The sequence below is a fragment of the Microcystis sp. M31BS1 genome (genome assembly GCF_020245285.1).
GTDB lineage: Bacteria > Cyanobacteriota > Cyanobacteriia > Cyanobacteriales > Microcystaceae > Microcystis > Microcystis panniformis.
Genome location: NZ_JADBVE010000408.1, coordinates 1 through 25,278, shown reverse-complemented (window position 1 = coordinate 25,278; position 25,278 = coordinate 1). Strand labels below are relative to the sequence as shown.

Below are 25,278 nucleotides of genomic sequence, written 5' to 3'. Positions count from 1 at the left end.
ATACAGTGAGTTCTTTTCTTCTTCCGTGAATTCTAGGTTAATCATGTTTTTAATGAGTGCTTTGCTTCTAATTATGACTCTTAAACTATATTATTGTCCTTGAGTAAAAAATGCAAGTTGTAGCCGTGCAAAGTATAGGTGCAAGGGTTTTAATGTCATGAAACCTTAAAATGAGAATTGCTGATAATACCTCCCATCGACTCTACCCACTTTATATCCATTTTGTCCTTAATATCCGGCAAGAAGGACAACATATAGCTTTAATGAAGCATTTTCTCAAACGTTTTACTCCAGGAGAAGATCGTTTCGCTAATATCGAAACCACTAAAGCTGAGAACGGTGGGCCGATTTTGGCCGAAGCGCTCGCTTATCTGGAATGTCGGGTAGAACAACGAATGGAGTGCGGTGATCATTGGTTGATTTATGCGATCGCAGAAAAAGGTAAGGTTTTACACCAAGGTTTAACCGCCATCCATCATCGCAAATCCGGCAGTTATTATTAATTTGTCGTTATGATCATTTCAGGGGGTGTTTTCAGGCAGGATAACGCACCCTGATTGGTCTAATCTAATACTAAATCAGGCTACATATCAGGATAGACACTCCCGCAAGTGCAGTGACTCTTAAATTATTACAGATGTATCAGCGGCTGCGTGTAAGCATCCCACCGAAAAACTAATGCGCGGGGGGTTTGGGGGCGGCGCCACGCCCCCAACGGGGGGTTTGGGGGGTAGAACCCCCCAAAGGCTTGGATTGAGTGATAAAATCGCAAGTAATACGGCCATCCGTTGAGTATAAGCTACATATCAGGAGAGGCACTCATGCAAAAGGGGGAATAAATAATCAGTTTTTAATAACCAGATTTAGTATAAAAATATATTCTTATGAAAAGCATTGTTTTAATTGTTGGCTTTGAAACCTTTAACACCAATTTATATCGGCAATCGGGCCTGTTGGCTAGTTCTAAATGTCCCGATTTAGAAGTAAAAGTATTCAGCGATAAATCCTTGACGAGCGAACCGGAAATAGTCGAGCAAGCTTTAGCCACTGCCGACGTTTTTTTTGCTAGTTTGATCTTCGATTATGATCAAGTTACTTGGCTGCGGCAACGAGCAGCACAGATTCCCATTCGCTTAGTTTTTGAGTCTGCTTTAGAGTTAATGAGTTTAACCCGTTTGGGAGAATTTGCCATCGGGGATAAACCAAAAGGAATGCCAAAACCAATTCAATTTATCTTAAGTAAATTTTCCAGTGGCAAGGAAGAAGATAAGTTAGCCGGTTATCTCAGTTTCCTCAAAACTGGTCCGAAACTGCTGAAATTTATTCCCGCTAAAAAAGTTCAAGATTTGCGTAATTGGTTAATTATTTACGGTTATTGGAATGCGGGAGGAACCGAAAATGTTGCCGCTATGTGTTGGGTAATTGCCCAAAAATATCTAGGATTAAAAGTACAGGAAATACCCGAAGTTATTGAAACTCCCAATAAGGGACTATTACACCCTGATTATCAGGGTTATTTTCTCACTCCCCAAGAATATTTGAGTTGGTATAAAAAAAATAAATCTCTTGATAAACCAGTGGTGGCACTGCTGCTTTATCGGAAGCACGTTATCAGTAAATTGCCCTATATTAATCAATTAATCCGTCATTTTGAAACGGCTAATTTAATTCCCCTACCCGTGTTTATTAACGGAGTGGAAGCACATACAATTGTTCGGGATTGGTTAACCACAGACTACGAAATTCAGCAAAGAAAAAAAGGAATCATTGAAACACCTTCTTTAAGTGAAGATGCGGTGACAGTAGATGCAATTGTTTCGACGATTGGCTTTCCTTTGGTGGGGGGTCCTGCGGGTTCTATGGAAGCAGGAAGACAGGTAGAAGTGGCTAAACGAATTCTGTCCGCTAAAAATATTCCTTATCTTATCGCTGCCCCTTTATTGATTCAAGATATTTACTCTTGGACAAGACAGGGAATCGGTGGTTTACAGAGTGTGGTTCTATACGCTTTACCTGAATTAGATGGGGCAATTGATACGATTCCTCTGGGGGGATTAGTGGGGGAAACTATCTATTTAATCCCCGAAAGATTACAGCGTTTAACTGGACGTTTAAATAGTTGGATTAAGTTACATAAAACCCCTCCGCAAGAACGCAAAATAGCCATCATTCTCTATGGATTTCCCCCGGGTTATGGGGCAGTTGGTACGGCAGCTTTATTAAATGTTCCCCGGAGTTTAGTTAAGTTTTTACAAGCTTTACAAGCGCAGGGTTATAATCTGGGAACGATTCCCGAAGACGGGGAAGAAATTATTCAAAAAGTTAAATTTGCCGATGATGAAAATCTCTCTAAACAAAATCGTTTATCGATAGAAACTTTAGAAAGTTGGCTAGGTTATTTGTTAACCTCTCGCATTGAAAAACACTGGAAATCTCTGAAAGATGCGGGGATAAAAACTATTGGCAACCAGTATCATTTAGGGGGAATTGAGTTAGGTAATATCTGGATTGGAGTTCAGCCACCTTTAGGAATTGCTGGGGATCCGATGCGGTTAATGTTTGAAAAAGATTTAACTCCTCACCCTCAGTATGCAGCCTTTTATCAGTGGTTACAAAAAGATTTTAAGACCGATGCGATCATTCATTTTGGTATGCACGGAACTGTCGAATGGCTGCCCGGTTCACCCCTAGGAAATACTGGTTATTCTTGGTCAGATATTTTATTAGGAGATTTACCGAATTTATATATTTATGCCGCTAATAATCCCTCGGAATCTATCCTAGCTAAACGTCGCGGCTATGGGGTGTTAATTTCCCATAATGTGCCTCCCTACGGACGAGCGGGATTATATAAAGAATTGATGATTTTACGAGATTTGATTGCCGAGTTTCGAGAAAATCCTGAGAAAAATTACGCTTTAAGAGATAGTATTCTGCAAAAGATTATTGATACAGGTATCTCTAAAGATTGTCCTTTTCTGGAAGCAGAAAAACAGGGAATAGAATTCACTTTAGAAAATGCCAAATTATTTAGCCGCTATGCACTAACCGATTATTTTGTCAAGGTGTATAATTACCTACAAATCGTCGAACAAAGACTATTTTCTTCGGGTTTACACACCCTAGGAACTGCTCCTAATCAGGAAGAATTAAAAGGTTATCTTGATGCTTATTTTACCGATTTATCTGAGCGAGAATTTCAGCAAATTATCGCTGATGAAGCAACCAATGAAAAGCTTAAAGAAGGCATTGCTATTAAAACTTTATTAGGACAAAATAGCGAAGAGTTAACTAATCTTTTGCGGGGATTAAATGGGGAATATGTACCCCCAGCGCCGGGGGGTGATTTACTCCGGGATGGTGCGGGAGTTTTGCCTACAGGACGCAATATACACGCTTTAGACCCCTACCGGATGCCTTCCCCCGCAGCCTACACCCGCGGACGAGAAATCGCCAAAAAACTGCTAGAACAAAACCTAACCGAAAAAGGAAAATATCCCGAAACTGTAGCGGTTTTACTCTGGGGATTAGATGTGATTAAAACTAAGGGTGAGTCCTTGGGTATTCTCCTAGAATTAGTCGGTGCGGAACCAGTGAAAGAGGGGACAGGAAGAATTGTCAGATATGAATTAAAAACTCTAGGGGAAATTGGACACCCGCGCATCGATATTTTGGCTAATTTATCGGGAATTTTTCGAGATACTTTTATCAATATTATCGAGTTATTGGATGATTTAATGCAGCGGGCAGCCGAGATAGAAGAATCGGAAAATGATAATTATATCCGTAAGCACTATTTAGCCTTAAAAAGTCAAGGAATTGACAATGCCAGCGCTCGTTTATTTTCCAATCCTGCCGGGGATTTTGGCTCTTTAGTTAATGACCAAGTAGTGGAGGGAAATTGGGACAATGACAACGAATTAGCGAAAACTTGGGAAAAGCGTAATGTTTTTAGTTATGGTCGTCAAGATAAGGGACAAGCGCGGCCAGAAGTGCTACAACAGTTATTAAAAACCAGTGAGAGTATTATTCAAGAAATTGACTCGGTAGAATACGGTTTAACCGATATTCAGGAATACTACGGCAACACGGGAGGATTAAAATTAGCCGCAGAAAAACAAAGCGGTAAACGGGTGATGACGAGTTTTGTCGAGAGTTTTTCCAATGATACAACTCCCCGCAAATTAGAGGAGGTTTTGCGCTTAGAATACCGCAGTAAATTACTCAATCCTAAATGGGCCAACGCCATGGTTAATCAAGGTTCCGGTGGGACCTACGAAATCTCCCAAAGAATGACCGCTTTAATTGGTTGGGGCGGTACGGCTAATTTTAGTGACGATTGGGTGTATGATCAGGCAGCCGATACCTACGCTTTTGATGCAGAAATGGCGGAAAAATTGCGTCAAGCTAATCCCGAAGCTTTCCGTAATATTGTCGGTAGAATGTTAGAAGCACAGGGTCGCGGTTTTTGGCAAGCAGACCCCGACAAATTAGAGAAATTACAGGAATTATATCAATTGACCGATGAAAAATTAGAAGGGGTTACTTAGGTTTTTTAGGCTGCATCTCATTTTTGTCAATCTACCAAGTTGGGATTTTTACGGGGACACTCTCGGCTAAAATCGGTCATTACTTCCGATTTTACCACTCAATCCAAGCCTTTGGGGGGTAGAACCCCCCAAACCCCGGAGCGCATTAGTTTTTCGGTGGGATGCTTACACGCAGCCGCTGACCCATCTGTAATAATTTAAGAGTCACTGATAATTGCTGATTGTCGGTATTTCTGCAAATGTGAGATGCACCAGGGTTTTCATGGCAACAGGGAATCCTTGTGATAATCTGATTTCCCTCCTGTTTTACTCAGCAGACGGATATTTTCAATCAGGATTGATTTTTCTAACGCTTTAGCCATATCGTATAAAGTCAAGGCTGCCACAGATACCGCCGTTAAAGCTTCCATTTCTACCCCAGTTTCCGATTTTGTCACCACTTCTGCCCGAATTTCGTAGCCGGGTAACTCTGCTTTCGGGATAATCTGAACATTGATTTTTTGCAGGGGTAAGGGATGGCAAAGGGGAATTAAGGAGGAAGTTTGTTTGGCCGCCATAATTCCGGCTAGTCTGGCCGTCCCTAAAACGTCACCTTTGGGCGCATTTCCCTGTTCTATGGCTTCAAAAGTCGTTTTTAGCATTCTCACTTGTCCTAGGGCGATAGCAGTGCGTTTAGTGGGCATTTTCTCCGATACATCCACCATCCGGGACTCGCCTTGGCTGTCGAGATGAGATAATTTTTCTTTACCCTCTTGCGTCATTGAATGAACCTGTGCTATAGTAGTTTACTGTTGAGAAAAACAAGGGCTTGTAGCTTAGTGGATTAGAGCGTGTGGCTACGGACCACAAGGTCGGGAGTTCGAGTCTCTCCAAGCCCGTTAGATACAATGGCATATACTACAGGAATTAGGGGCCTATGGTTCCTAATTTCTTTGGTTTTTTGCCCCATCTTCCCACTTTCCTATACTTTTTAAACAGGATTTAGTATCATCAGCCAGTTTTGCTTTTTGCTGTTTTGCTGGAGTATTTTTTACCCTCAAACAGTGAAAGAAACTAAACTTTCAGGATTGTATAATATGAATTTTCCCGCACCTGTGCCGACACCCTTTCAAGTTGCTTTAGAGCGTTACCAGAATGCTCTAAATTATTTAGATACTTCTCATAATAAATCTCTGAAAAAAGCACAGGCTTTAGAAATTATTTACGCCAGAGATGCTCTTAATAAACAAATGGAAGCTGAGGCGGAAATTTCCGTTGATATGTCGTCAAAATTAATCGAACAAGATAATAGATTAAAACAGAAAAGTTACAAAATTACTCAAGTTCTTGACTTAGCTGAATATCGGGAGACTTTACCTATTTCTGCTCAGGCTTGGTGGTGGCATTTAGAAAGTAGGGAATCTTTGCATCCTTGCAATCGCTTTGATTGGCTATTGAGAATCGTTAAACTGGTTTTATTAGGGGTTAATTTTACATTAATCGGAACGATTGCTACTCGGTTTCTTAGTGGTGGTTCAGGTTTGCTAGAAATAGGAGGTGTTATTTTTTCGACTTTCATTTCTTTATTACAAACTGAAAATGCTCTCACACGGACGCGCCAGAAGGGTTTTGTTAAGTTAATGAAATTGCTTGGGATTGCTGAACATTGGTATGAAGAAATACAGTTTTCTGTAACAGTAATAGTCTTTGCTATTCTCTTGGGAATTTATCTAAATTTCTCTTGGTTTTCTGAGCTTTATAAGCAAGAAGGCAACCGTTTACAATCTCCTCCGCCAGCAAGTCAAGAATTTCCTAATTTAGCTGCAGCCGAAGAGAAGTATTTAAAAGCGATTGAGTTAAACCCAGATAATTTAGATGCTCATTATAAGTTGGCAACACTTTACGAAGAGTTACAGGATTTGACTAATGGGAAGAAACACTATTTAATTGCGGCAAAAGGTGGTTTTATAGATGCTTATAATAATCTCGCTTATTGGTATCTGCGCGATAATAAGAATGCAGAAGCGGTAGAGTTACTGGAAAAAGCTAAGAGATTATTAGCAGAAAAAGATGAAAAACTAGACCAATTTACTGAAGAGGAGAAACGCAATTTAGCAGTACAAAAATATAGTATTTATAAAAATCTAGGCTGGGCCAGATTTAAGCAAAATCGCAGTGAAGATGCAGTTCCTAATCTTTTAGTTGCTATTGGTATCGCTGAAAATCCAGCTTATCAGAAATTTATCCGCAATCCCGGTGCTGCTTTTTGTATTTATGCTCAACTTTTAGAAAAAGAAGACAAGAAATTATCTCAGGAAAATTGGCGTAAATGTCTTAAATTAGCCGAAGGGAGGGAAATTAATACGGAGGAGGAGCAATGGTTATATGAAGCGAGGAAAAAATTAAAGTGAAGTAAAGTTTAGTGACTATTCTCTGAGTAATGCGCTAAATCCTTCTTGCTGAAAATGCTTATTAAAAGTTAATATTTTATTGATTTACATCGAGTTCTTACATTGATAAATTAGACTCTTCGGATGTGTTAGATGTTGAATGATTGTTTAAGTTAGTCATGATTAAAGGTTCCTCAAGTTCTTTGATTAAATTGTCTGATTCTGCGGTAGAGTGAGGGTTTTGTTTGTCCATACTTGATAAGAAGTGATACTGAGGGTGCAAAGCTTGTCTCCAACCGCGTAGGGAAGATTAGAGAATGGTGAGGTTTTAAGTTGTAGTAGTATAGTATAACAAGTTAGACGAGAAAACGGTTTTTTTGAAAAAACCCGTTTTCTGAAATCTTATGCTAAAGTTCAACAACGAACCTAATTAAAGCCAAACCTCAAGTGATTCAACCCATGAATAAATTTCTCAAAATCTTTACCCCCATTTCCCTGATATTAATTACGGTAGGATTTCCGGCGGCGACTTTTAGCAACACTGTTGGAGTTAACACGATTTTTGAGGTAAAGGGGAAGGTTACTGTTAAGAAACCACAATGGAAAAAACCTCTTCCTGCTTCTGTCGGACTTACCCTCAGTTTTGATGATAAGTTAGAAGTCGCAGCTAATGCTTCGGTTAAGGTTTATTGTAGTAATCTCAAGCAGTGGATGGTTAAACAAGGAAAGTATATTGTTTCTAATGGCTGTCCTCGGGGAAATCCTGTGATTCCACTTCCCAATATTAATAATACAACCCTCCGTCCAACAGGAAAAACAGAGAAAGTTTTAGCAAAATTACCTTATCTAATTACTCCTCGTGAAACGAATATTATTACCAATCGTCCTTCACTGCGGTGGAATGCTGTTCCGGGTGCAACTAATTATACTATCAAAATAGATGGGGTTAATTGGGAAACGCAGACAAATAAAACTGAAATAGTCTATCCCGGTGAACCTCCTCTGGAAGCAGGAAGGCGATATCGAGTAACCATAGAAGCTGATAATGGTGCGTCTTCTAGACGTGATGATGAAAACGTCGGGTTTACAGTATTAGATGAACAGAAGAAGAAAACGGTTTTAGATGCTGTTAAAGCTGTTCAACAGCAGCAATTATCCCCAGAGGAAGCAGGGTTAGTTTTAGCGCATCTTTATCGAGGTTATGGGTTGTATGGGGATGCGGTTGAGGTATTAGAAGGATTGGTTAAGCAAAATAGTCAGGTTGCTACGGTTTATCAACTGTTAGGGGATACTTACCTTAAGATAGGGTTGCCTCAGTTGGCAAAAAAACCTTATGAAAAAGCGTTAAAACTGGCAACAAATACGCAGAATTTGTCAGAGCAAGCGGAGATACAAGCGGGTTTAGGAATAGCTTATCGTCTCTTGGGGAGTAAGGATGAGGCGATACAGTGGTTAACCAAGGCGAAGGGGACTTATAATCAGTTAGGGGATACTTCGCAGGTTCAGGAATTGGATAAAATAATTAATGAAATTTTAAAGAGGGAGTAAGGATGGAAGTTATAGCACTCCCGTAGGGGCGAAGCATTCGGGCAATAACCTATCGCTGAAACCGTAGATTTCTTATCCGAATGCTTCGCCCCTACAACTTATTTGAAATTACTATAAATTATGGATAATGGCTACTACTTTTGTACGGAGGTAATCAAACAATGGATAAAGATAAACTCATAAAATATCGTCAAGCAGTGCAAAATTTGTCGCTTGTTCCAAGTCGCTTGTTCCAAGGCTCTGCCTTGAAACACAATATTTAAGGCTCTGCCTTAAAATAGTATTCAGGTAGAACCTGAATAAAGCGTTCCCAGGTAGAACCTGGGAACGAGATGAAAAGTTAAATTATTGATGATGGCTACTACTTTTGTACGGAGGTAATTACACAATGGATAAAGATAAACTCATAAAATATCGTCAAGCAGTGCAAAACTTGTTAAGTCGCTATGTAGCAGAAGATGTTACCGGTGAAGACGTAGAAGTACAATTAATATTTGATGTGGAACGGGATCATTATCAGTGGATGAATGTAGGATGGGAAGGTTTAAAACGAGTTTACCGCTCGATTGTTCATTTTGATATTCGTGATAATAAGATTTGGCTACAACAAAATTTAACGGAATTGAATCCAGCAGAGGATTTAATTTCAATGGGTGTTAAGAGGGAGGATATTGTTTTGGGACTGCAACCACCTTATAAACGGCCTTATACTAATTATGGTACTTAAAACAAATTCTCCTTGTCCCCTTGTTCCAAGGCTTTGCCTTGGAACACAATATCTAAGGCTCTGCCTTAAAGTAATGCTATAACTGTGGTGAGGTTGTTTTTAGTAGTGAAACGGCAGAAAAAATCAGAATTTTACTACAGCACAAGGCTCAACCCGACAAATCTATTCAAGTTGATGTTTTTGCCTATCAATAAACTCTAGGGATAAAAGACCAATGAAAGTATCAATCAAATCAGGGATAGCGGTTGTCGTCATTACTGGGATGATGGGATTATCGGGAGTCATGTTAACCCCAACGGTGGGACAGGTGATTTCTCAGGTTTCACCGCAAGATAAATTAGCCGAAGCAGAGAAGCTAACTCAGCAAGTTATTCAATTGTATCAGCAGGGGAAATATAACGAGGCGATTCCCCTAGCAGAACAAGCTTTAACTATCATTAAACAACAATTAGGAGACAACCATCCCCTAACTGCACAAAGTCTCAACAATTTGGCAGAACTTTACAGAGTTCAAGGAAGATACAGCGAAGCCGAACCTCTCTTCAAACAAGCCTTAGCTATCAGAAAACAACAATTAGGAGACAACCAAAGAAATAGAGGGTAAAATCGGTGTTCGTAGTGCCGAATTTCGTAGCCTATCCCAACCCATTACCCTCGAAGGTATTCAAAAGCTAATCCCTGCTGATGCTGCTTTAGTTGAAATAGTCCGCTATCAACCTGTTAATCCTAAAGCACCTGAAAATCAACGTTTTGGCATCCCTCGCTATGCTGTTTATATTCTCTATCCCAATGGTGACATCAAAGCCAAGGATTTAGGGGAAGCTAAACCGATTGACGACAAATTAACCTACTTCCGTGACAATCTTGCAGACGCAGAAACTCCTCTCCCTCAACTGCAAAAATCAGCGCGTCAACTTGATGAGACATTGATGCAGCCTATCCGTCAATTATTAGGCAATACTAAAACGATTCTGCTTTCTCCTGATGCTGCACTTAATTTAATTCCTTTTGAAGCTTTAGTAGATGAAAATAATCAATACTTAGTGGAAAATTATCATATTACTTATCTCACTTCTGGACGATATTTATTGCGCCTTAAAGATAAATTTGCCAGTCAACAATCTCCGCTCATTGTAGCTGATCCTTTCTATGGTAAAGCAGGGGAAAAAGTCGCTCTCACTCGTTCCATCGACCTTTCTGAGTTTACTTTTCTCGGTCTTCTGGGTACAGAAGAAGAAGCTAAAGCGATTAAAAATATCTTACCTCAATCCACTGTTTTAACGGGTTCTCAAGCCACAGAAAACGCCGTCAAACAAGTTAAAAAACCGAATATTCTCCACATCGCTACTCATGGTTTTTTTAAACCAGAAAGCAATGTGATTGAGAATCCTTTATTGCGTTCTGGGTTAGTTTTAGCAGGAGTTAAAATCGGTCAAAGTGCAGGAGATGATGGGGTTTTAACTGCTTTAGAAACTACCAATTTAAACTTAGTCGGAACCAAATTAGTTGTGCTTTCTGCTTGCGATACGGGGAAAGGAGATATTAAAATCGGTCAGGGAGTTCATGGATTGCGCCGTGCTTTAGTTATTGCAGGAAGTGAAAGCCAATTAATTAGCCTTTGGAAAGTATCTGATGATGCGACTAAAGATTTAATGGTCGCCTATTATGGACGCTTACAAAAAGGAGAAGGACGCAGTGAAGCTTTACGACAAATTCAACTAGGAATGCTCAAGGGTGAGAAGCAAAAACATCCTTTTTATTGGGCTAGTTTTATTCCTTCTGGTGATGCAACTTCGATGCAATTTGACTGATTAAGGGTTAGGAGTTAAACTTAGTGGCTCTTCTCGACTTTGTGTGATAATTTTTGCTTATAGAATCGTGAAATATTTACCTAGAAAGACTTTGAGGACTATTTTGCTGAAGAAACTATCAGTATAGACCCCGTTTCCACACAGAAACCAGAAGAGCCACTTAGTGGTAAGATTATTGGTATCACAAACAATTACTAGGAGAGTCACACAATGGCAACATTTACAGAAAACGACCTCAAAGAATTAAAAGACTTTATTGTAGGACAATTCAAAGAAGTTAATGACAAAATAGACAAGTCATCTGAACAACTTAATGGCAAAATAGACAGATTATCTGAACAACTTAATAGCAAAATAGACAAGCTATCTGAAGAAGTGAATAACTTAAGAGTTGACATAGCAAATATTAAAGGAGAATTAACAGGCGTGAATAAACGACTAGATAACTTGGAATTTACTAATCGAACCATCTTTGTTGCCATTGTTACTGCACTAATGGCAGGATCAGTTAAGTTATTTTTCCCAAATTGGCTCTTCTAGGTTCTGTGTGATAAGTTTAACTTACAATATGATCGATCGATCTTTGTGTCCTTTGTGTCTTTGTGGTTCGTTCCACCCCCTCGCTAGGAAGAATGTATCTTAGAATACATTTTACCCACCAAATCCAAGAGAGCCTCCTAGCCTCCGTTTTGATCCCGTCGCCCGCGCCAACCAACTGGCAAACGACGCTAAAAAGGGAAAATAAAGTCAAAAGTACAATCTGGGAGAGTTTTGGAGTATGAGACTTTATAGCGCTAAAGCGCAACTACGAACCTACTTTTGCCAGAGATCTAATGTTCTGACTTCTGATATATTGATCTTATCTGAAGGAGAAATGAGAAAAAATGAACCCAAAAATTGACCAGACTCAAGCTGGTAGTAACTTTGACAAAATTTGCGATCGAGTCATTTCTACTCGTCAACCAATAGAAATTACACGGGAAGGTGGTGAAAGCATTTCCTTGATTCTTACAGCAGAACTCAATAGCTTGATAGAAACTGCTTATTTATTCAGTTCTCATGAAAATGCAGTACGCCTCCTAGATGCACTACAACGTGCCAAAGCCAGAACGAATCAGCCTCAAACTTTAGAAAACTTATGCCAGGAGTTAGGTATTGACAAAGAAGAAAAAGTCTCAGCCTAAGCCAGAACGCGAACTCGTTTTTGATATAAGGTTTCTAGAAGACCTCAGATATTGGGTAGAAACTGAGAGAAAAATTGCCCTTCGTCTGTTATCTTTAGTTGAAGAAATTCGACGCAATCCTTTTGAAGGAACGGGCAAACCTGAACCCTTAAAATATCAAGATGCCAATGTTTGGTCTCGCCGCCTTACCCAATCTGATCGTATTGTTTATCTGGTTAGTCACGATCGGATAGAATTTTTGCAAGGTCGTTATCATTATAGCGATCGCTAAGTACCTAGACAAACTAAAACGCCAACCCCATGCTCAAAATAGAAATCACCGATACCTCCATCACCCTCATCCAACTCCTCCATGAAGTTGAAAAAGGACAAGACATCATTATTTTCCGAGAAGGTCAACTCATTGCCCAACTCTCGCCCCCGCTAAATTCCCGCCACCCTCTAAGTTCCCACCAGGCTTTGCGATCCCAACATCAACCCTCCGCGATCCAAAGCCTTGACATCCTGCAACAATTACGCCAAGAAGCACACTATTGATTTACCTAGACACCAGCTTTTTAGCTCCATTTTATTATGAAGGAACTCACACTCATCTCTCATCACTCCGGCTCCCTCAAACCTCTAATCGAAGGCGCAATCGCTGAAGCCCTACGTTCCACTGAAGCGGGTATCCAGCGTACCGAACAACGACTGCGAGAATTTGAGGACAAATATCAACTGTCCACAGCAGAATTTCTGCATCGCTACGAAAACGACGAATTTCAGGAAACCCTGGAACTTGACGAATGGATTGGCGAATTGCGAATGCTACAATGCCTACAGGAAAAAGCAGAAAGACTCAGAGGAATTGAATTTATTAATTGAAGATTATTTTCAACAGATTCAAACAATTATCGCAACCTGTTCAGTAGTAAAATTTTTTACGCTAGATTGTGAAAAACGCGATACTTATGAAGGATTTATTCGAGCCGAAATTAAATTCATTGATAATTCAGTTCTGCATATTCGAGAGTTTGTCAATATCGAAACAATTATTAATCGTAATATGTACGCTTATCAGTATATGAATACCATGAATACCTTAATTTTCCGTTATGATAATACTCCACATCATAAAAAGCTGAACCTCCCAACCTATCCCCATCACAAACATGACAGCAGTGAAGAAAATGTAATCTCGTCCGCTGCTCCAACACTCTTAGAAGTTCTTCAGCAAATTACCGCCAGAATCAGGAGTTTTCTATGAATGAACTAAAAGGAATCAGTATCAATAAACTGATTGAATATCTTTCCACCAACACTTTAGCCGAATTTAATGCCTATACTAGATTTAAGGAAATGGCAGCTAATGGCAACCCAGAAGAAGGATTGAAAATCTTGGCTAAATTTGATAAGTAGGTAGGCGTTAAAAGTTGTCAGATGCCCCCCTTAATAAGGGGGGATTAAAGGGGGGACTAAGGGGGGATCAGCACCCCCCTTATCAAGGGGGGACTAAGGGGGGATCGGCACCCCCCTTATCAAGGGGGGACTAAGGGGGGATCGGCACCCCCCTTATCAAGGGGGGCAGGGGGGATCAAACCTAAAATCCATTTTTAATTTAATTATAACCAGCTACTTAATTAATATACAGTATAAAGCATTAATTATCATCAAAAAATCACCAAACTAGAAGCGTAGGTGAAGGGATTTATGGTCTGCGTCGAGCCTTTGTCATTGCTGGAGCAGAAAGCCAATTAATTAGCCTTTGGAAAGTTTCTGATGATGCGACTAAAGATTTAATGGTCGCCTATTATGGACGCTTACAAAAAGGAGAAGGACGCAGTGAAGCTTTACGACAAATTCAACTAGGAATGCTCAAGGGTGAGAAGCAAAAACATCCTTTTTATTGGGCAAGTTTTATTCCTTCTGGTGATGCAACTTCGATGCAATTTGACTGATTAAGGGTTAGGAGTTAAACTTAGGGGTAAAATTATTGGTAAGTAAGTAGGTAGGCACAATTATTTGTAGGATGGGTTAGCGGTAGCGTAACCCATGCGGGCGTTGGGTTTCATGCTTCAACCCAACCTACGTTTATTTTATATTTAATTCCACCCACCTACTTACCTAAGCAAAATTAATTACACATCCAAACCGTCAGCAGTTACTCCGTCAGCTTTTTGCTGTGATCAGTAAACAGTGAACTAAAAACTAAAATCTGATCCCGTCTCCTGTCTCCTGTCTCCTGTCTCCTGTCTCCTGTCTCGACTGGGAAATTAATTTTGCACGACTACTTATCACAAACAATTACTAGGAGAGTCACACAATGGCAACATTTACAGAAAACGACCTCAAAGAATTAAAAGACTTTATTTTAGGACAATTCAAAGAAGTTAATAGCAAAATAGACAAGCTATCTGAAGAAGTGAATAACTTAAGAGTTGACCTAGCAAATGTTAAAGGAGAATTAACAGGCGTGAATAAACGACTAGATAACTTGGAATTTACTAATCGAACCATCTTTGTTGCTATTGTTACTGCACTAATGGCAGGATTGGTTAAGTTATTTTTCCCAAATTTTCCTATAAAGAAAAGAAAACGGGTTTTTTGAAAAAACCCGTTTTCTGAAATCGAATTCAAAATAGGAAATAGCGCTGGGCCATGGGTAAAACCGTAGCCGGTTCACAGATTAATAATTCCCCGTCAGCACGCACTTCGTAGGTTTCGGGATTAACTTCCATGCGCGGTAAAGCGTCATTAAGCTTCATACTAGCCTTACTGATATTGCGCGTATTCGACACAGCCACGGCGGTTTTTTTCAGCTTTAACTTCTCAGGAATGCCCGCTTTCATAGCATATTTAGAAACAAATGTCAAGGAAGTTTTGGCGATCGCACCACCAAAAGAGGCAAACATGGGACGCATATAAACCGGTTGGGGTGTGGGAATACTGGCATTAGCGTCGCCCATTTGCGCCCAGGCGATTAAACCGCCTTTCAGGACAATTTCCGGTTTTACGCCAAAAAATGCCGGTTTCCAGAGAACCAAGTCGGCTAATTTGCCCACCTCGATGGAACCGACATAATCGGAGACACCATGGGTAATAGCAGGATTAATCGTATATTTAGCAATATATCGTCTTGCTCGCAGATTATCATTCTCTCCCGTTTCCCCGGTCAGTCTGCCCCGTTGTACCCGCATTTTGTGGGCAGTTTGCCAAGTGCGGATAATTACTTCTCCCACCCGTCCCATCGCTTGAGAATCGGAGGAAATGATGCTAAAAGCCCCTAAATCGTGGAGAATATCCTCGGCGGCAATAGTTTCCCGGCGGATGCGGGATTCAGCAAAGGCCACATCTTCGGGAATACTCCGGTCCAAATGATGACAAACCATCAACATATCGAGGTGTTCCTCTAAGGTATTCGTCGTATAGGGACGAGTGGGGTTAGTAGAGGAGGGTAAAACGTTCATTTCCCCGCAAACCCTGATAATATCGGGAGCATGACCACCGCCGGCCCCTTCCGTGTGGTAGGTGTGAATGACGCGATTTTTAAAAGCGGCGATAGTGGCCTCAACAAAACCGGCCTCATTGAGAGTATCGGTATGAATCGCCACCTGCACATCGTACTTATCGGCCACGCTTAAACAGGTATCAATGGCTGCCGGAGTGGTTCCCCAATCTTCATGGAGTTTTAAGCCAATTACCCCCGCTTTTACCTGTTCCGCTAGTCCTTCCGGCTGACTGCTATTGCCTTTACCCAAAAAACCCAAATTCATCGGGAAAGCTTCGGCGGCCTCTAGCATTCGATAGATGTTCCACTCCCCCGGGGTGCAGGTGGTGGCATTAGTTCCCGTCGCAGGTCCGGTCCCGCCACCAATCATTGTGGTAATCCCCGACGCAATCGCTGTCTCAATTTGTTGGGGACAGATAAAATGAATATGGGCATCAATCCCCCCTGCTGTCAAAATCATCCCTTCCCCGGCTAATGCCTCGGTAGCAGGACCGATAATAATATCAACATTATCTTGAATGTGGGGATTGCCGGCTTTACCGATTTTATAAATTTTGCCGTCTTTAATGCCCACATCGGCTTTAACGATGCCCCACCAGTCGAGAATTAGGGCATTAGTAATCACCAAATCCACCGCCCCATCTTCCCTAGAAATGGGGGATTGGCCCATCCCATCGCGAATTACTTTACCGCCGCCGAATTTTACCTCATCGCCGTAGGTGGTGAAATCTTTTTCGACTTCGATAAATAATTCCGTGTCTGCCAGGCGAACTTTATCTCCGACGGTGGGGCCGTAGGTTTCTGCATAGGTGCGGCGATCGATGCGATAATTCATAGGGGGAATTCTTGAAAATCGACATTGATCATACGATCGATTTTCCAGCAATTATCGCTTTTTAGGGATTTTCTTCCATTTTTAATCCGGCTCGTTTTCGAGGATTTCTTTGGCTTTCAGTAAAGCTTGGCGATGTTCTTCGGTGACGGTGGGATATTTTAAACCAAGGGATTCTAGGGTGTGATAAATAACCGCCCCCACAGCTAAACGGGTAAACCATTTGCGATCAGCCGGGATAATATACCAGGGGGCCCATTCGGTACTGGTATGATTGAATACCTCCTCGTAGGCTTTCATGTAATCACCCCAAAAAGCTCTTTCTTTGACATCATTTTCAGAAAACTTCCAGTTTTTTTCGGGGCGATCAATTCTTTCTAAAAAGCGTTTTTTCTGTTCTCCTTTAGAAACATTGAGAAAGAATTTTAGGACAATAACCCCATTATTAACCAGATATTTTTCAAAATTATTAATCTCCTCAAAACGTCGCTGCCAAACTTTCTTGGTTCTGTCTTCTGGGGGGAGTTTTTGCCGTTCCAATAAATTTTGATGGACGCGCACGACTAATAATTCTTCGTAGTAGGAACGATTAAAAATACCGATACGACCTCGCTCCGGTAAGGCTTTATAATATCGCCAGAGATAATCGTGATCTAGTTCTTCGGCCGAGGGTACTTTAAAGCTAAATACCTGACAGCCTTGGGGATTTAAGCCGGACATAACGTGCCTGATTGTACCATCTTTACCCGCCGCATCCATGGCTTGCAGATTAATTAACAGGGCATAGGTATCCTGGGCATAAAGTTTATCTTGAAACTCGGCCATTTTTTCGATCCCCTGTTGCAGCAGCAGCGTGGCATCTTCTTTGGTAATGTAGTCTGGCTTAAACCCAGGATCGTAGTCTTTGTGTAGAGAAATTTCTTTACCCGGTGGCACGATTAAGGATTGTAAAAACGCTTGGCGATCAATTTTGCTGACCATGCTCTTCTCCTTGATTGTTTTGACCCCTAAGATTACATTGTAGCACTTTTGCTCGGAAAATATCTAACTCTTGAACCGGCGAGTCAAGGATGAACTGGCAGAAATGACCTAGAAACAAGTATATTTAAATATTCGATTTTAGCTACTCCTCATCTGACGAGAAAGTAAAGAATAATTTTTAGGCGATCGCAAATTCGGTAAACTGACGCACTTCGGGAGGTTGAAAAGCTAAAACTATCTCACTGCTGGGAATTCCTAAGCGCATTAATTCCGTGGCGATACCTGCTTCTGTCCAATCTTCTTCAATATAAATTTTGTCATTTTTTAGACGAAGATAAACGGAAATTGCTTTAATTCGTTTGCCATTTTTCCAGCCAATATTAAACCAAAGATATTGGTTTCTATCATCGTCAAATATCAATATTTCTTCTAGGTCTTGATCGGGTACTTGTGAGGAAATTTCTGCATATTCTATGAGAATTTTCTTGATTATATTTTGATAACAATTTAGTTTATCCATTGAACTATTCCCTCCTGATTAGTGTCAACAATTAACAATAAAATTTGATACTTTTGCAAGATTATTTGTATGGCAGCTTGAGCGAAAAACTTTTCATAAATTTCTTGTCCGATTAAAAAAATAAAGAAATTAATACATACAAGATATTTATTACAATTTCAACAATTAATCTCGAAAATTGTCCGAACCACAGGTAAGACATGTACCATCATCAGGATCTATGACATTACCCAGACAATCTTCAGCTGTGCAATCTTCCCGCAATACTTCATAAGATTCATTACATACAAGGCAATAAATAGTGTTGCTAGTTGGTTCATTAGGTATTAGTTGAGCTAATCTTGGAATCTGTTCGTCTTCGTAATCTTCCCTAAAACCACTATAACAACTAGGACAGAAATAACGTCTTATTTTTTTATTAAAATTAAAATATTTATTATTTCCTGAAGGTGTTAATAAATCAATTACAAGGTTTATTTCTAAAGCCAGCCAATTATATAATTCTCTGGTTTCAGAGCTATATAGAACAGATTCAGGTTCATTTTGAATGAATTGTCCTCGAATTTTTATCCACGAGTTTGGCTCTATCAAATAATGACAAATTTCTAGAATTTCAACAAACAGATCTTTAATTTTTATATATAATTCAGGATCTACAGTGTGCATAATTATATTTCGCTTGCTTCTCAAATCTTCAAATCTTTGTCGAAAGTTATCTGGTAATCGACCAGTCGATACGGTATTATAAACTTTGACTAAATCCTGTGCATCAATTGTTTTAAATTCACTAAAACGGATATTGCGCTCATGAGATTTACTGGGATAATTACTCGGATATCCTGAAATTAGTAAATACGGGCTAACTGTAGCAATATTACCTTTTAAGAGAAATTCGGTTCCTTGTTGAATAAGGGAAAGGGCTGTACTCAATGGACGTTGTGCTTGTTTCCAATATTGCTCAGATGACAATTGATCGATTACTTCTTCATTCTCATCGCTATAATACACATTATAAAAATATTCCGCATTCTTAAGTTTTGTAGATAAACTTATCAGCGTATCCCAAGCCAGATTTAAAAAATCAATGCCAGCGGATTTAAAATCATCTCCAGTCGGTACATCTATAATCATAATTTTTCGTACTCACTTTTATCATTTCATTTAAGGCGATTTATTGGTAAATGAGATTGTGTGGCTTTTCATCCCGCTCAAAATGATAGCGAACTTTTTTATTGTGTGGCTTGTACCCGAACTAAACTTGACTATACTTTGTGAGCCTCCGCATAAATCCGTAAAGCGGCGGACATTTTTTGTTCACAATCCTCGCCCTGTGATTGAAACCAAGCTAGGGTTTCGGGATCTACTTGAACAAGAACATTTACTTTCTCTACAGGTTTCCACCACCGCGATTTACTAAAAAACTCCTCGGTTAAGGGCGGAATATCGGATGTGTCGATTTCCTCTTCCGTAAGAGCGTCAACTTTCTCCCAATTCGTCTCGGAGGTATTGTTCATATCGTTTTCGTTCATAGGGTAAAGCTTTACGAAGTGAAATAATACGAATTGTATCTCTACTCGGTTCTGTAAAAACGACAACTACCACTCGGCCATCGAGCGTACCGATTCCTATCAATCGATCTTCGCCATAATTTTCTCGTTCGTCAAGGGAAACTCGAATGGGATGTTCAAATATCCGCTGCGCGTCCGCGAAGTCTAGATCGTGCTTGATGATATTCGCTCGGTTCTTTTGTCGATCCCACTCGAATTTCATATTTTTATTTTATCGAGTTGTCATTCCGTATATCGAAAAAAATCCTATAATTGTCGAAAATTCGATCGTTAGAGGGGTCATCTTGATCGAAATCAAAAGAAATCTTTCGCCTCGATCGAAATGACCCATAACCGGTCAACTAACTCAAAACACCAGAAGGAATCCCTAAGATATCCTCAATTTTAGGTAAATCTTCTAGGGGAATTACCCGGCCTTCATCCTCAAAACCAGCGATTTCATTAAAGTTCAAATAGCGGTATAAATCGCCAGCAAAAGGATTAATTTTCTCGGTGACAATTGCCAGGTATTCCTCGACGGTGGGAATGCGTCCCAGCAGCGCACAAACCGCCGCTAATTCGGCGGAACCGAGATAGACTCGCGCATCTTTTCCCATGCGATTATTGAAGTTACGAGTCGAGGTAGAAAATACCGTCGCTCTGTCTTCAACCCGCGCTTGATTACCCATACAAAGGGAACATCCCGGCATCTCGGTACGCGCCCCAGAAGCGGCAAAAATGCCATACATTCCCTCATCGCGCAATTGTTTTTCATCCATGCGGGTGGGGGGACAAATCCACAGTTTAGCCTTAGCAACTCCTGCTCCTTCTAATATCTTAGCAGCGGCGCGATAATGACCGATATTAGTCATACAAGAACCGATGAACACCTCATCAATTGTATCCCCGGCGCATTCCGACATTAACTTGATATTATCGGGGTCATTGGGTGCGGCAACAATTGGTTCTTTAATCTCGTTTAAGTTGACGGTGATAATATCCGCATATTCGGCATCCTTATCCGCCTCCATCAGAACGGGATTAGCTAACCATTGTTCCATTTTTGCTACCCGACGTAGGATAGTTTTGGCATCACTATAACCCCGGGCCGCCATATTTTTTAACAGGGCCACATTAGAGCGTAAATATTCCGCCACTGTCTCGGTACTTAACTTAATCGTACAACCAGCACAGGAACGTTCCGCCGTGGCATCGGTTAACTCAAAAGCCTGTTCTAATTTCAAATCCGGCAGCCCTTCCATCTCCATAATGCGACCGTTAAAAACATTTTTTTTGTTCTGTTTTTCCACGGTTAATTTACCCTCTTGGATGGCAACGTAGGGAATAGCATTAACAATATCGCGCAGAGTTACACCGGGTTGTAATTCCCCCGTAAAACGCACTAAAACCGATTCTGGCATATCCAAAGGCATTACTCCCAAAGCGGCGGCAAATGCCACTAAACCCGACCCCGCAGGAAAGGAAATTCCCAGGGGAAAACGAGTATGAGAATCGCCTCCAGTCCCCACCGTATCCGGCAATAACATCCGATTTAACCAGGAGTGAATAATGCCATCTCCCGGACGTAAAGCCACCCCACCCCGGGTAGAGAAAAAGTCCGGTAATTGGTGATGAGTTTGAATATCAACCGGTTTGGGATAGGCTGCCGTGTGACAGAAACTCTGCATGACTAAATCGGCGCTAAAACCTAAACAGGCTAACTCTTTTAACTCGTCTCTGGTCATCGGGCCGGTGGTATCCTGAGACCCTACCGTGGTCATAATTGGGTCACAGGAAGTACCCGGCCGCACTCCGGGTAAACCGCAAGCTTTGCCGACCATTTTTTGCGCTAGGGTGTAACCTTTACCGGTGTCATTAGGCATAGTGGGACGAGTAAATAGGGTACTAGCCTCAAGTCCCAAGGCGTGACGGGTTTTATCCGTGAGACTGCGACCGATTAATAGGGGAATACGACCGCCGGCGCGCACTTCATCCAGAATTGTCTCAGGTTTGAGGCTAAAGGTGCTAATAGTTGCGCCCGCTTCGTTGGTGATTTTGCCTTCGTAGGGATAGATTTTAATCACATCCCCCGTGTTCATTTGGCTAACATCGCATTCAATCGGTAAAGCGCCGGAATCTTCAGCAGTATTAAAGAAGATAGGGGCGATTTTACTGCCTAAAATATAGCCACCAGCACGTTTATTAGGTACAAAGGGAATATCATCGCCAATATGCCAGAGAACCGAGTTAATTGCCGATTTTCTGCTGGAACCAGTCCCGACCACATCCCCCACATAGGCGACCGGATGGCCTAATTTTTTCAATTCGGCAATGGTTTCTAAGGACCCGGGTTGACGGGTTTCTAACATTACCAAGGCATGAAGGGGAATATCGGGCCGGGTGGTGGCATGGGGAGCGGGAGATAGGTCATCTGTATTGGTTTCTCCGGGTACTTTGAAGACGGTGACGGTAATTTCTTTAGCGAGTTTCGGTTTAGCGATAAACCAAGCACCATTGGCCCAAGCATCGATGACCTGTTTAGCATAGGGATTGGTGTCGGATAATTCCAAAACCTCGTTAAATGCGTCGAATACCAGCAGGGTTTTACTTAAAGCACTGGCAGCGGCGGCGGCGATATTAATATCTCTGGATTTCAGCAGTTCAATCAGAGAATGAACGTTATAACCACCGACCATGGTTCCCAGTAAGCTAACCGCACCCTGAGCGGAGATAACGTTAGATTTTATTTCACCTTTGGCAATTCCTGTTAAAAATCCCGCTTTAACGTAGGCCGCTTCGTCAACTCCGGGGGGAATACGGTCACGCAGCAGGGTCAGCAATTCTCCCTTGAGTTCTTCGGACGGATTTTTGAGTATTTCGCATAATTCCGCCGTTTGTTGAGCATTGAGGGGAAGGGGAGGGATACCTAATTTCGCTCGGTCGGCAACGTGCTGATGATACGCTTCTAACATAGGTCGATTTTCTCCTAGTCTTCACTTGTGACGGTTTCTTCCTAGGTTAATGGATTTTTGCTAGTCTCGGAATTTCTCGGTTAGCGAGACATGACTTTATTGTGCGATTTCCATAAAATGAGAAAATAGCGATCGATTGACTATATTAAGGCGTAGATAATGGCTATCACCGATTCTGATCTAGATTTAGCACAATATATCGACCATTCTCTCCTCATCCCCACCGCCACCCGTGAACAATTAGAGGCTTACTGTCAACAGGCCGAACAATATCGTTTTCCCACCGTCTGCGTTTATCCCGCTGCCGTTAAGCAAGCTGTGCAGTTACTCCACGGCAAAAAAACTTTAGTTTCTACCGTGATTGGTTTTCCCGCAGGGGCCACTACCTCCGCAGTTAAACGTTATGAGGCTTTAGAAGCTGTAGATAATGGTGCCAAGGAGTTAGATGTGGTTATTAATCTCGGTTGGCTAAAAGATGGGAAATCTGAGCAATTATTCCAAGAAATTGCTAGTATTTGTCAGGAAGCTGGCCAGACGGTAAAAGCGATTCTGGAAACCTCGCAACTGACGGACACCGAGAAACGTTTAGCGGCGGAAATTTGCATGGATGCAGGAGTCAGTTATCTAAAAACCAGTACCGGCTGGTTTGGAGGAGCAACGGTTAGCGATGTCAAGTTTCTCAAGGAAATTAGCAAAGGCCGGGTAGGAATTAAAGCATCCGGCGGAATTCGCACCCTAGAACAAGCACTCGCTCTTATCCAGGCCGGGGCCACTCGTCTGGGAACTTCCCGCGGTGTCGATTTAGTCCGTCAGCAAAAAGCTGCTTTTGAGGAGTAATACTAAATCCTGTTTAAAAGGTATAGGAAAGTGGGGTAGTGGGGTAGTGGGGTGTGGGGTGTGGGGTGTAGGGTGTGGGGTGTAGGGTGTGGGGTGTGGGGTGTGGGGAAGTGGGGAAGTGGGGAAGTGGGGTGTGGGGAGAATAAATAAAAAATAATCTCCTGAATCCTGTCTCCTGTCTCCTGTCTCCTGAATCCTGTCTCCTGAATCCTGTCCCCTGACAGCTAAAATGATGACTGACATTCAATAAAAATAGGGGGTTTATTTGCCGATAATTCGCTGTGGTAATCGAGAATTTAGAGATATTCAAGGGATTGTTTTTGATAAGGACGGTACGCTAGAGGATTCGCGAGCTTTCTGGTACGATCGAGCTATAGCCCGGGTACAAGCCATTGAATCGCAAATCCCTGGTTTAGAGTCTTTATTAACTAAAACTTTCGGTATTGGGGCAAATAGTCTCAATCCTGCTGGTTTAATGGCAGTGGGCAGCCGCAGAGATAATCATATCGTCGCTGCCGGTTGTATTGCTTCCACCGGCCGGGATTGGTTAACGGCCATGGCGATCGCAAAAGCGGCCTTCCAAGCGGCCGATGAAAAGGTTCCCCCCCGCTTAAATCCCCTCTATCCCCAATGTTTAGAAGTAATTCGTTATCTGCACTCGGCCGGTTTACAATTGGCGATTCTTTCCTCCGATACCACAGCACGAGTTGAGCAATTTGTCAAGGAAAATCACCTATTAAATTATGTTAAAATTGCTCGAGGCTGCGATCGAGGTTTAAGTAAACCCGATCCCTTATTATTACAAGAAACCTGTCAAGCTTTGGGGACCGCAGTGGACAAAACCCTGATGGTAGGGGACACTAGGGCCGATTGGGAAATGGCTAAACAGGCAAAATCAGCAGCAGCGATCGCAATTAGTTGGCAACCGGAAAACCATCAAGATTTACAATTAGCTGATGTGGTCATTAGAGAACTGACTGCCATCTCGGTTATCAGAGGCGAATTTTCAGTTCACTGATTACTGATTACTGTTTACTGTTCACTGAAAAACCCCACTTCCCAATTCATAATTCCCTCTATGCTAACAATTGCCTTACCGAAGGGTGCTTTACTAAACGAAAGTATCCAAATATTTCAGAAAATTGGCTTAGATTTTAGTGCCTTTCTTGACTCAAAAAATCGCCAATTACAGATTACCGACCCCACTAACCAAGCGAAAGCGTTATTAGTAAGAGCCACAGATGTACCAGTTTATGTAGAATACGGTCAGGCACAATTAGGCATCGCCGGTTATGATATTTTATTGGAAAAATCTCCCGATGTGGCTAATTTAATTGACCTAAAATTTGGTTATTGTCGGATGTCGGTAGCTGTCCCTGCTGATAGTCCCTATCAAAGTCCTCTGGACATTCCCCATCACGGTAAAGTTGCCTCAAAATTTGTCAATTGTGCTAAGGATTATTTTCGTCGTTTAGATATTCCCGTCGAGATTATACCTCTCTATGGTTCCGTAGAATTAGGCCCGATTACGGGGATGTCAGAAGCAATAGTTGACCTAGTTTCCACCGGTCGAACTTTACGCGAAAATGGTTTAGTAGAAATTGACGAATTATTTGCTAGTAGCGCTCGATTAATCGCTCATCCCCTCAGCTATAGACTAAATCGCGATCAGATTTATAACTGGGTAGAAAAGCTCAGTTTAACGAATCAGCACCCCCCTTATTAAGCGGGTATCAAGGGGGGATCAGCGCCCCCCTTATTAAGGGGGGATCAAGGGTAGGGTTGATTCATTTAAATTAAGTACAGCTAATTTTGAGTCAATAAATTTGACTGAAGATTCTCAAGTTTATCTTTTTCTAATCAAAATAGTTAGTCACAATAACTAATCTTTAATCCTCTGCCAAATTTATTAT

At 41.4% G+C, this 25,278-nt stretch carries 27 protein-coding genes, 1 tRNA gene and 2 pseudogenes; 21 read left to right on the top strand and 9 right to left on the bottom strand.

Annotated features, from left to right (window positions below; translation table 11 throughout):
• Positions 1-221: 221 nt before the first annotated feature.
• A pseudogene (locus IM509_RS22995) lies at positions 222-503 on the top strand (flavin reductase family protein); the annotation flags it as partial.
• A gap of 381 nt (positions 504-884) precedes the next feature.
• A complete protein-coding gene (bchH, locus tag IM509_RS22990) occupies positions 885-4,550 on the top strand; it encodes a magnesium chelatase subunit H (protein WP_185237464.1) in 3,666 nt (1,221 codons plus the stop codon).
• Positions 4,551-4,810: 260 nt separating this feature from the next.
• Here bchH and moaC read toward each other — a convergent pair whose 3' ends face one another.
• A complete protein-coding gene (gene moaC, locus IM509_RS22985) occupies positions 4,811-5,311 on the bottom strand; it encodes a cyclic pyranopterin monophosphate synthase MoaC (RefSeq protein ID WP_185237463.1) in 501 nt (166 codons plus the stop codon).
• A 43-nt stretch (positions 5,312-5,354) separates the two neighbouring features.
• Here moaC and IM509_RS22980 point away from each other — a divergent pair.
• From IM509_RS22980 to IM509_RS22915, 16 genes and pseudogenes are all read left to right on the top strand, one after another.
• Positions 5,355-5,428: transfer RNA gene (locus tag IM509_RS22980), tRNA-Arg, on the top strand.
• A 198-nt stretch (positions 5,429-5,626) separates the two neighbouring features.
• Complete coding sequence (locus tag IM509_RS22975) at positions 5,627-6,940, top strand: tetratricopeptide repeat protein (protein ID WP_185237465.1); 1,314 nt, start codon at positions 5,627-5,629, stop codon at positions 6,938-6,940.
• Between the two features lie 438 nt (positions 6,941-7,378).
• Complete coding sequence (locus tag IM509_RS22970) at positions 7,379-8,467, top strand: tetratricopeptide repeat protein (RefSeq protein ID WP_185237462.1); 1,089 nt, start codon at positions 7,379-7,381, stop codon at positions 8,465-8,467.
• Between the two features lie 388 nt (positions 8,468-8,855).
• Positions 8,856-9,194 carry a XisI protein gene (locus tag IM509_RS22965; RefSeq protein WP_002735894.1) on the top strand — a complete coding sequence of 113 codons (339 nt, stop codon included), beginning with the start codon at positions 8,856-8,858 and terminating at the stop codon, positions 9,192-9,194.
• Positions 9,195-9,268: 74 nt separating this feature from the next.
• Positions 9,269-9,388, top strand: a pseudogene (locus tag IM509_RS24265) (YgiT-type zinc finger domain-containing protein); the annotation flags it as partial.
• A 20-nt stretch (positions 9,389-9,408) separates the two neighbouring features.
• Positions 9,409-9,798 carry a tetratricopeptide repeat protein gene (locus IM509_RS24440; RefSeq protein ID WP_472650198.1) on the top strand — a complete coding sequence of 130 codons (390 nt, stop codon included), beginning with the start codon at positions 9,409-9,411 and terminating at the stop codon, positions 9,796-9,798.
• Positions 9,799-10,123: 325 nt separating this feature from the next.
• Positions 10,124-11,005, top strand: a complete 882-nt coding sequence (locus IM509_RS24435) for a CHAT domain-containing protein (RefSeq protein WP_472650197.1) — start codon at positions 10,124-10,126, stop codon at positions 11,003-11,005.
• Between the two features lie 210 nt (positions 11,006-11,215).
• On the top strand, positions 11,216-11,545 hold the full coding sequence (locus IM509_RS22955) for an LPP leucine zipper domain-containing protein (protein WP_052276325.1): 330 nt from the start codon (positions 11,216-11,218) through the stop codon (positions 11,543-11,545).
• 344 nt (positions 11,546-11,889) lie between these two features.
• Entirely contained in the window at positions 11,890-12,189 is a 300-nt protein-coding gene (locus IM509_RS22950; protein ID WP_002761387.1) for a type II toxin-antitoxin system Phd/YefM family antitoxin, read from the top strand.
• Positions 12,161-12,460 (top strand): Txe/YoeB family addiction module toxin, encoded by a 300-nt coding sequence (locus tag IM509_RS22945; protein ID WP_002761386.1) that lies wholly within the window; start codon positions 12,161-12,163, stop codon positions 12,458-12,460. The genes IM509_RS22950 and IM509_RS22945 overlap by 29 nt, the downstream gene beginning before the upstream one ends.
• A 29-nt stretch (positions 12,461-12,489) precedes the next feature.
• Positions 12,490-12,726 (top strand): hypothetical protein, encoded by a 237-nt coding sequence (locus tag IM509_RS22940; protein WP_043999266.1) that lies wholly within the window; start codon positions 12,490-12,492, stop codon positions 12,724-12,726.
• 36 nt (positions 12,727-12,762) lie between these two features.
• The gene (locus tag IM509_RS22935; RefSeq protein WP_052276326.1) at positions 12,763-13,053 is read left to right on the top strand and encodes a hypothetical protein; all 291 of its coding nucleotides are present in this window, start codon (positions 12,763-12,765) and stop codon (positions 13,051-13,053) included.
• Positions 13,037-13,435 carry a toxin-antitoxin system TumE family protein gene (locus tag IM509_RS22930; protein ID WP_185237461.1) on the top strand — a complete coding sequence of 133 codons (399 nt, stop codon included), beginning with the start codon at positions 13,037-13,039 and terminating at the stop codon, positions 13,433-13,435. Before IM509_RS22935 ends, IM509_RS22930 begins: the two co-directional genes overlap by 17 nt.
• A complete protein-coding gene (locus IM509_RS22925; protein WP_002754850.1) occupies positions 13,432-13,587 on the top strand; it encodes a hypothetical protein in 156 nt (51 codons plus the stop codon). Before IM509_RS22930 ends, IM509_RS22925 begins: the two co-directional genes overlap by 4 nt.
• 287 nt (positions 13,588-13,874) lie before the next feature.
• Entirely contained in the window at positions 13,875-14,126 is a 252-nt protein-coding gene (locus IM509_RS22920; RefSeq protein WP_353847231.1) for a CHAT domain-containing protein, read from the top strand.
• Positions 14,127-14,491: 365 nt separating this feature from the next.
• Positions 14,492-14,776, top strand: a complete 285-nt coding sequence (locus IM509_RS22915) for an LPP leucine zipper domain-containing protein (RefSeq protein ID WP_052276328.1) — start codon at positions 14,492-14,494, stop codon at positions 14,774-14,776.
• Positions 14,777-14,801: 25 nt separating this feature from the next.
• Here the strand turns inward: IM509_RS22915 and ureC are convergent, their stop codons facing one another.
• From ureC to acnB, 8 genes are all read right to left on the bottom strand, one after another.
• A complete protein-coding gene (gene ureC / locus IM509_RS22910; RefSeq protein WP_002735350.1) occupies positions 14,802-16,511 on the bottom strand; it encodes an urease subunit alpha in 1,710 nt (569 codons plus the stop codon).
• 81 nt (positions 16,512-16,592) lie between these two features.
• Positions 16,593-17,489 (bottom strand): polyphosphate kinase 2 family protein, encoded by an 897-nt coding sequence (locus tag IM509_RS22905; protein ID WP_046661511.1) that lies wholly within the window; start codon positions 17,487-17,489, stop codon positions 16,593-16,595.
• Positions 17,490-17,667: 178 nt separating this feature from the next.
• Positions 17,668-18,009 carry a XisI protein gene (locus IM509_RS22900; RefSeq protein ID WP_052276329.1) on the bottom strand — a complete coding sequence of 114 codons (342 nt, stop codon included), beginning with the start codon at positions 18,007-18,009 and terminating at the stop codon, positions 17,668-17,670.
• Positions 17,997-18,110 (bottom strand): element excision factor XisH family protein, encoded by a 114-nt coding sequence (locus IM509_RS22895; RefSeq protein WP_268932495.1) that lies wholly within the window; start codon positions 18,108-18,110, stop codon positions 17,997-17,999. The genes IM509_RS22900 and IM509_RS22895 overlap by 13 nt, the downstream gene beginning before the upstream one ends.
• Before the next feature lie 64 nt (positions 18,111-18,174).
• Entirely contained in the window at positions 18,175-19,140 is a 966-nt protein-coding gene (locus IM509_RS22890; RefSeq protein ID WP_052276330.1) for a hypothetical protein, read from the bottom strand.
• 131 nt (positions 19,141-19,271) lie between these two features.
• Entirely contained in the window at positions 19,272-19,538 is a 267-nt protein-coding gene (locus IM509_RS22885) for a BrnA antitoxin family protein (protein ID WP_002746336.1), read from the bottom strand.
• Positions 19,486-19,779, bottom strand: coding sequence for a BrnT family toxin (locus IM509_RS22880; protein ID WP_002735016.1), 294 nt, complete (start codon positions 19,777-19,779; stop codon positions 19,486-19,488). Before IM509_RS22880 ends, IM509_RS22885 begins: the two co-directional genes overlap by 53 nt.
• 139 nt (positions 19,780-19,918) lie before the next feature.
• Complete coding sequence (acnB, locus tag IM509_RS22875; protein WP_072925761.1) at positions 19,919-22,528, bottom strand: bifunctional aconitate hydratase 2/2-methylisocitrate dehydratase; 2,610 nt, start codon at positions 22,526-22,528, stop codon at positions 19,919-19,921.
• Positions 22,529-22,687: 159 nt separating this feature from the next.
• Here acnB and deoC point away from each other — a divergent pair, with 159 nt between their 5' ends.
• From deoC to hisG, 3 genes are all read left to right on the top strand, one after another.
• Positions 22,688-23,365 (top strand): deoxyribose-phosphate aldolase, encoded by a 678-nt coding sequence (gene deoC / locus IM509_RS22870; RefSeq protein WP_052276331.1) that lies wholly within the window; start codon positions 22,688-22,690, stop codon positions 23,363-23,365.
• Positions 23,366-23,630: 265 nt separating this feature from the next.
• Positions 23,631-24,383 carry an HAD family hydrolase gene (locus tag IM509_RS22865; RefSeq protein WP_185237550.1) on the top strand — a complete coding sequence of 251 codons (753 nt, stop codon included), beginning with the start codon at positions 23,631-23,633 and terminating at the stop codon, positions 24,381-24,383.
• 60 nt (positions 24,384-24,443) lie between these two features.
• Entirely contained in the window at positions 24,444-25,091 is a 648-nt protein-coding gene (hisG, locus tag IM509_RS22860) for an ATP phosphoribosyltransferase (RefSeq protein WP_002761364.1), read from the top strand.
• Positions 25,092-25,278: the final 187 nt, after the last annotated feature.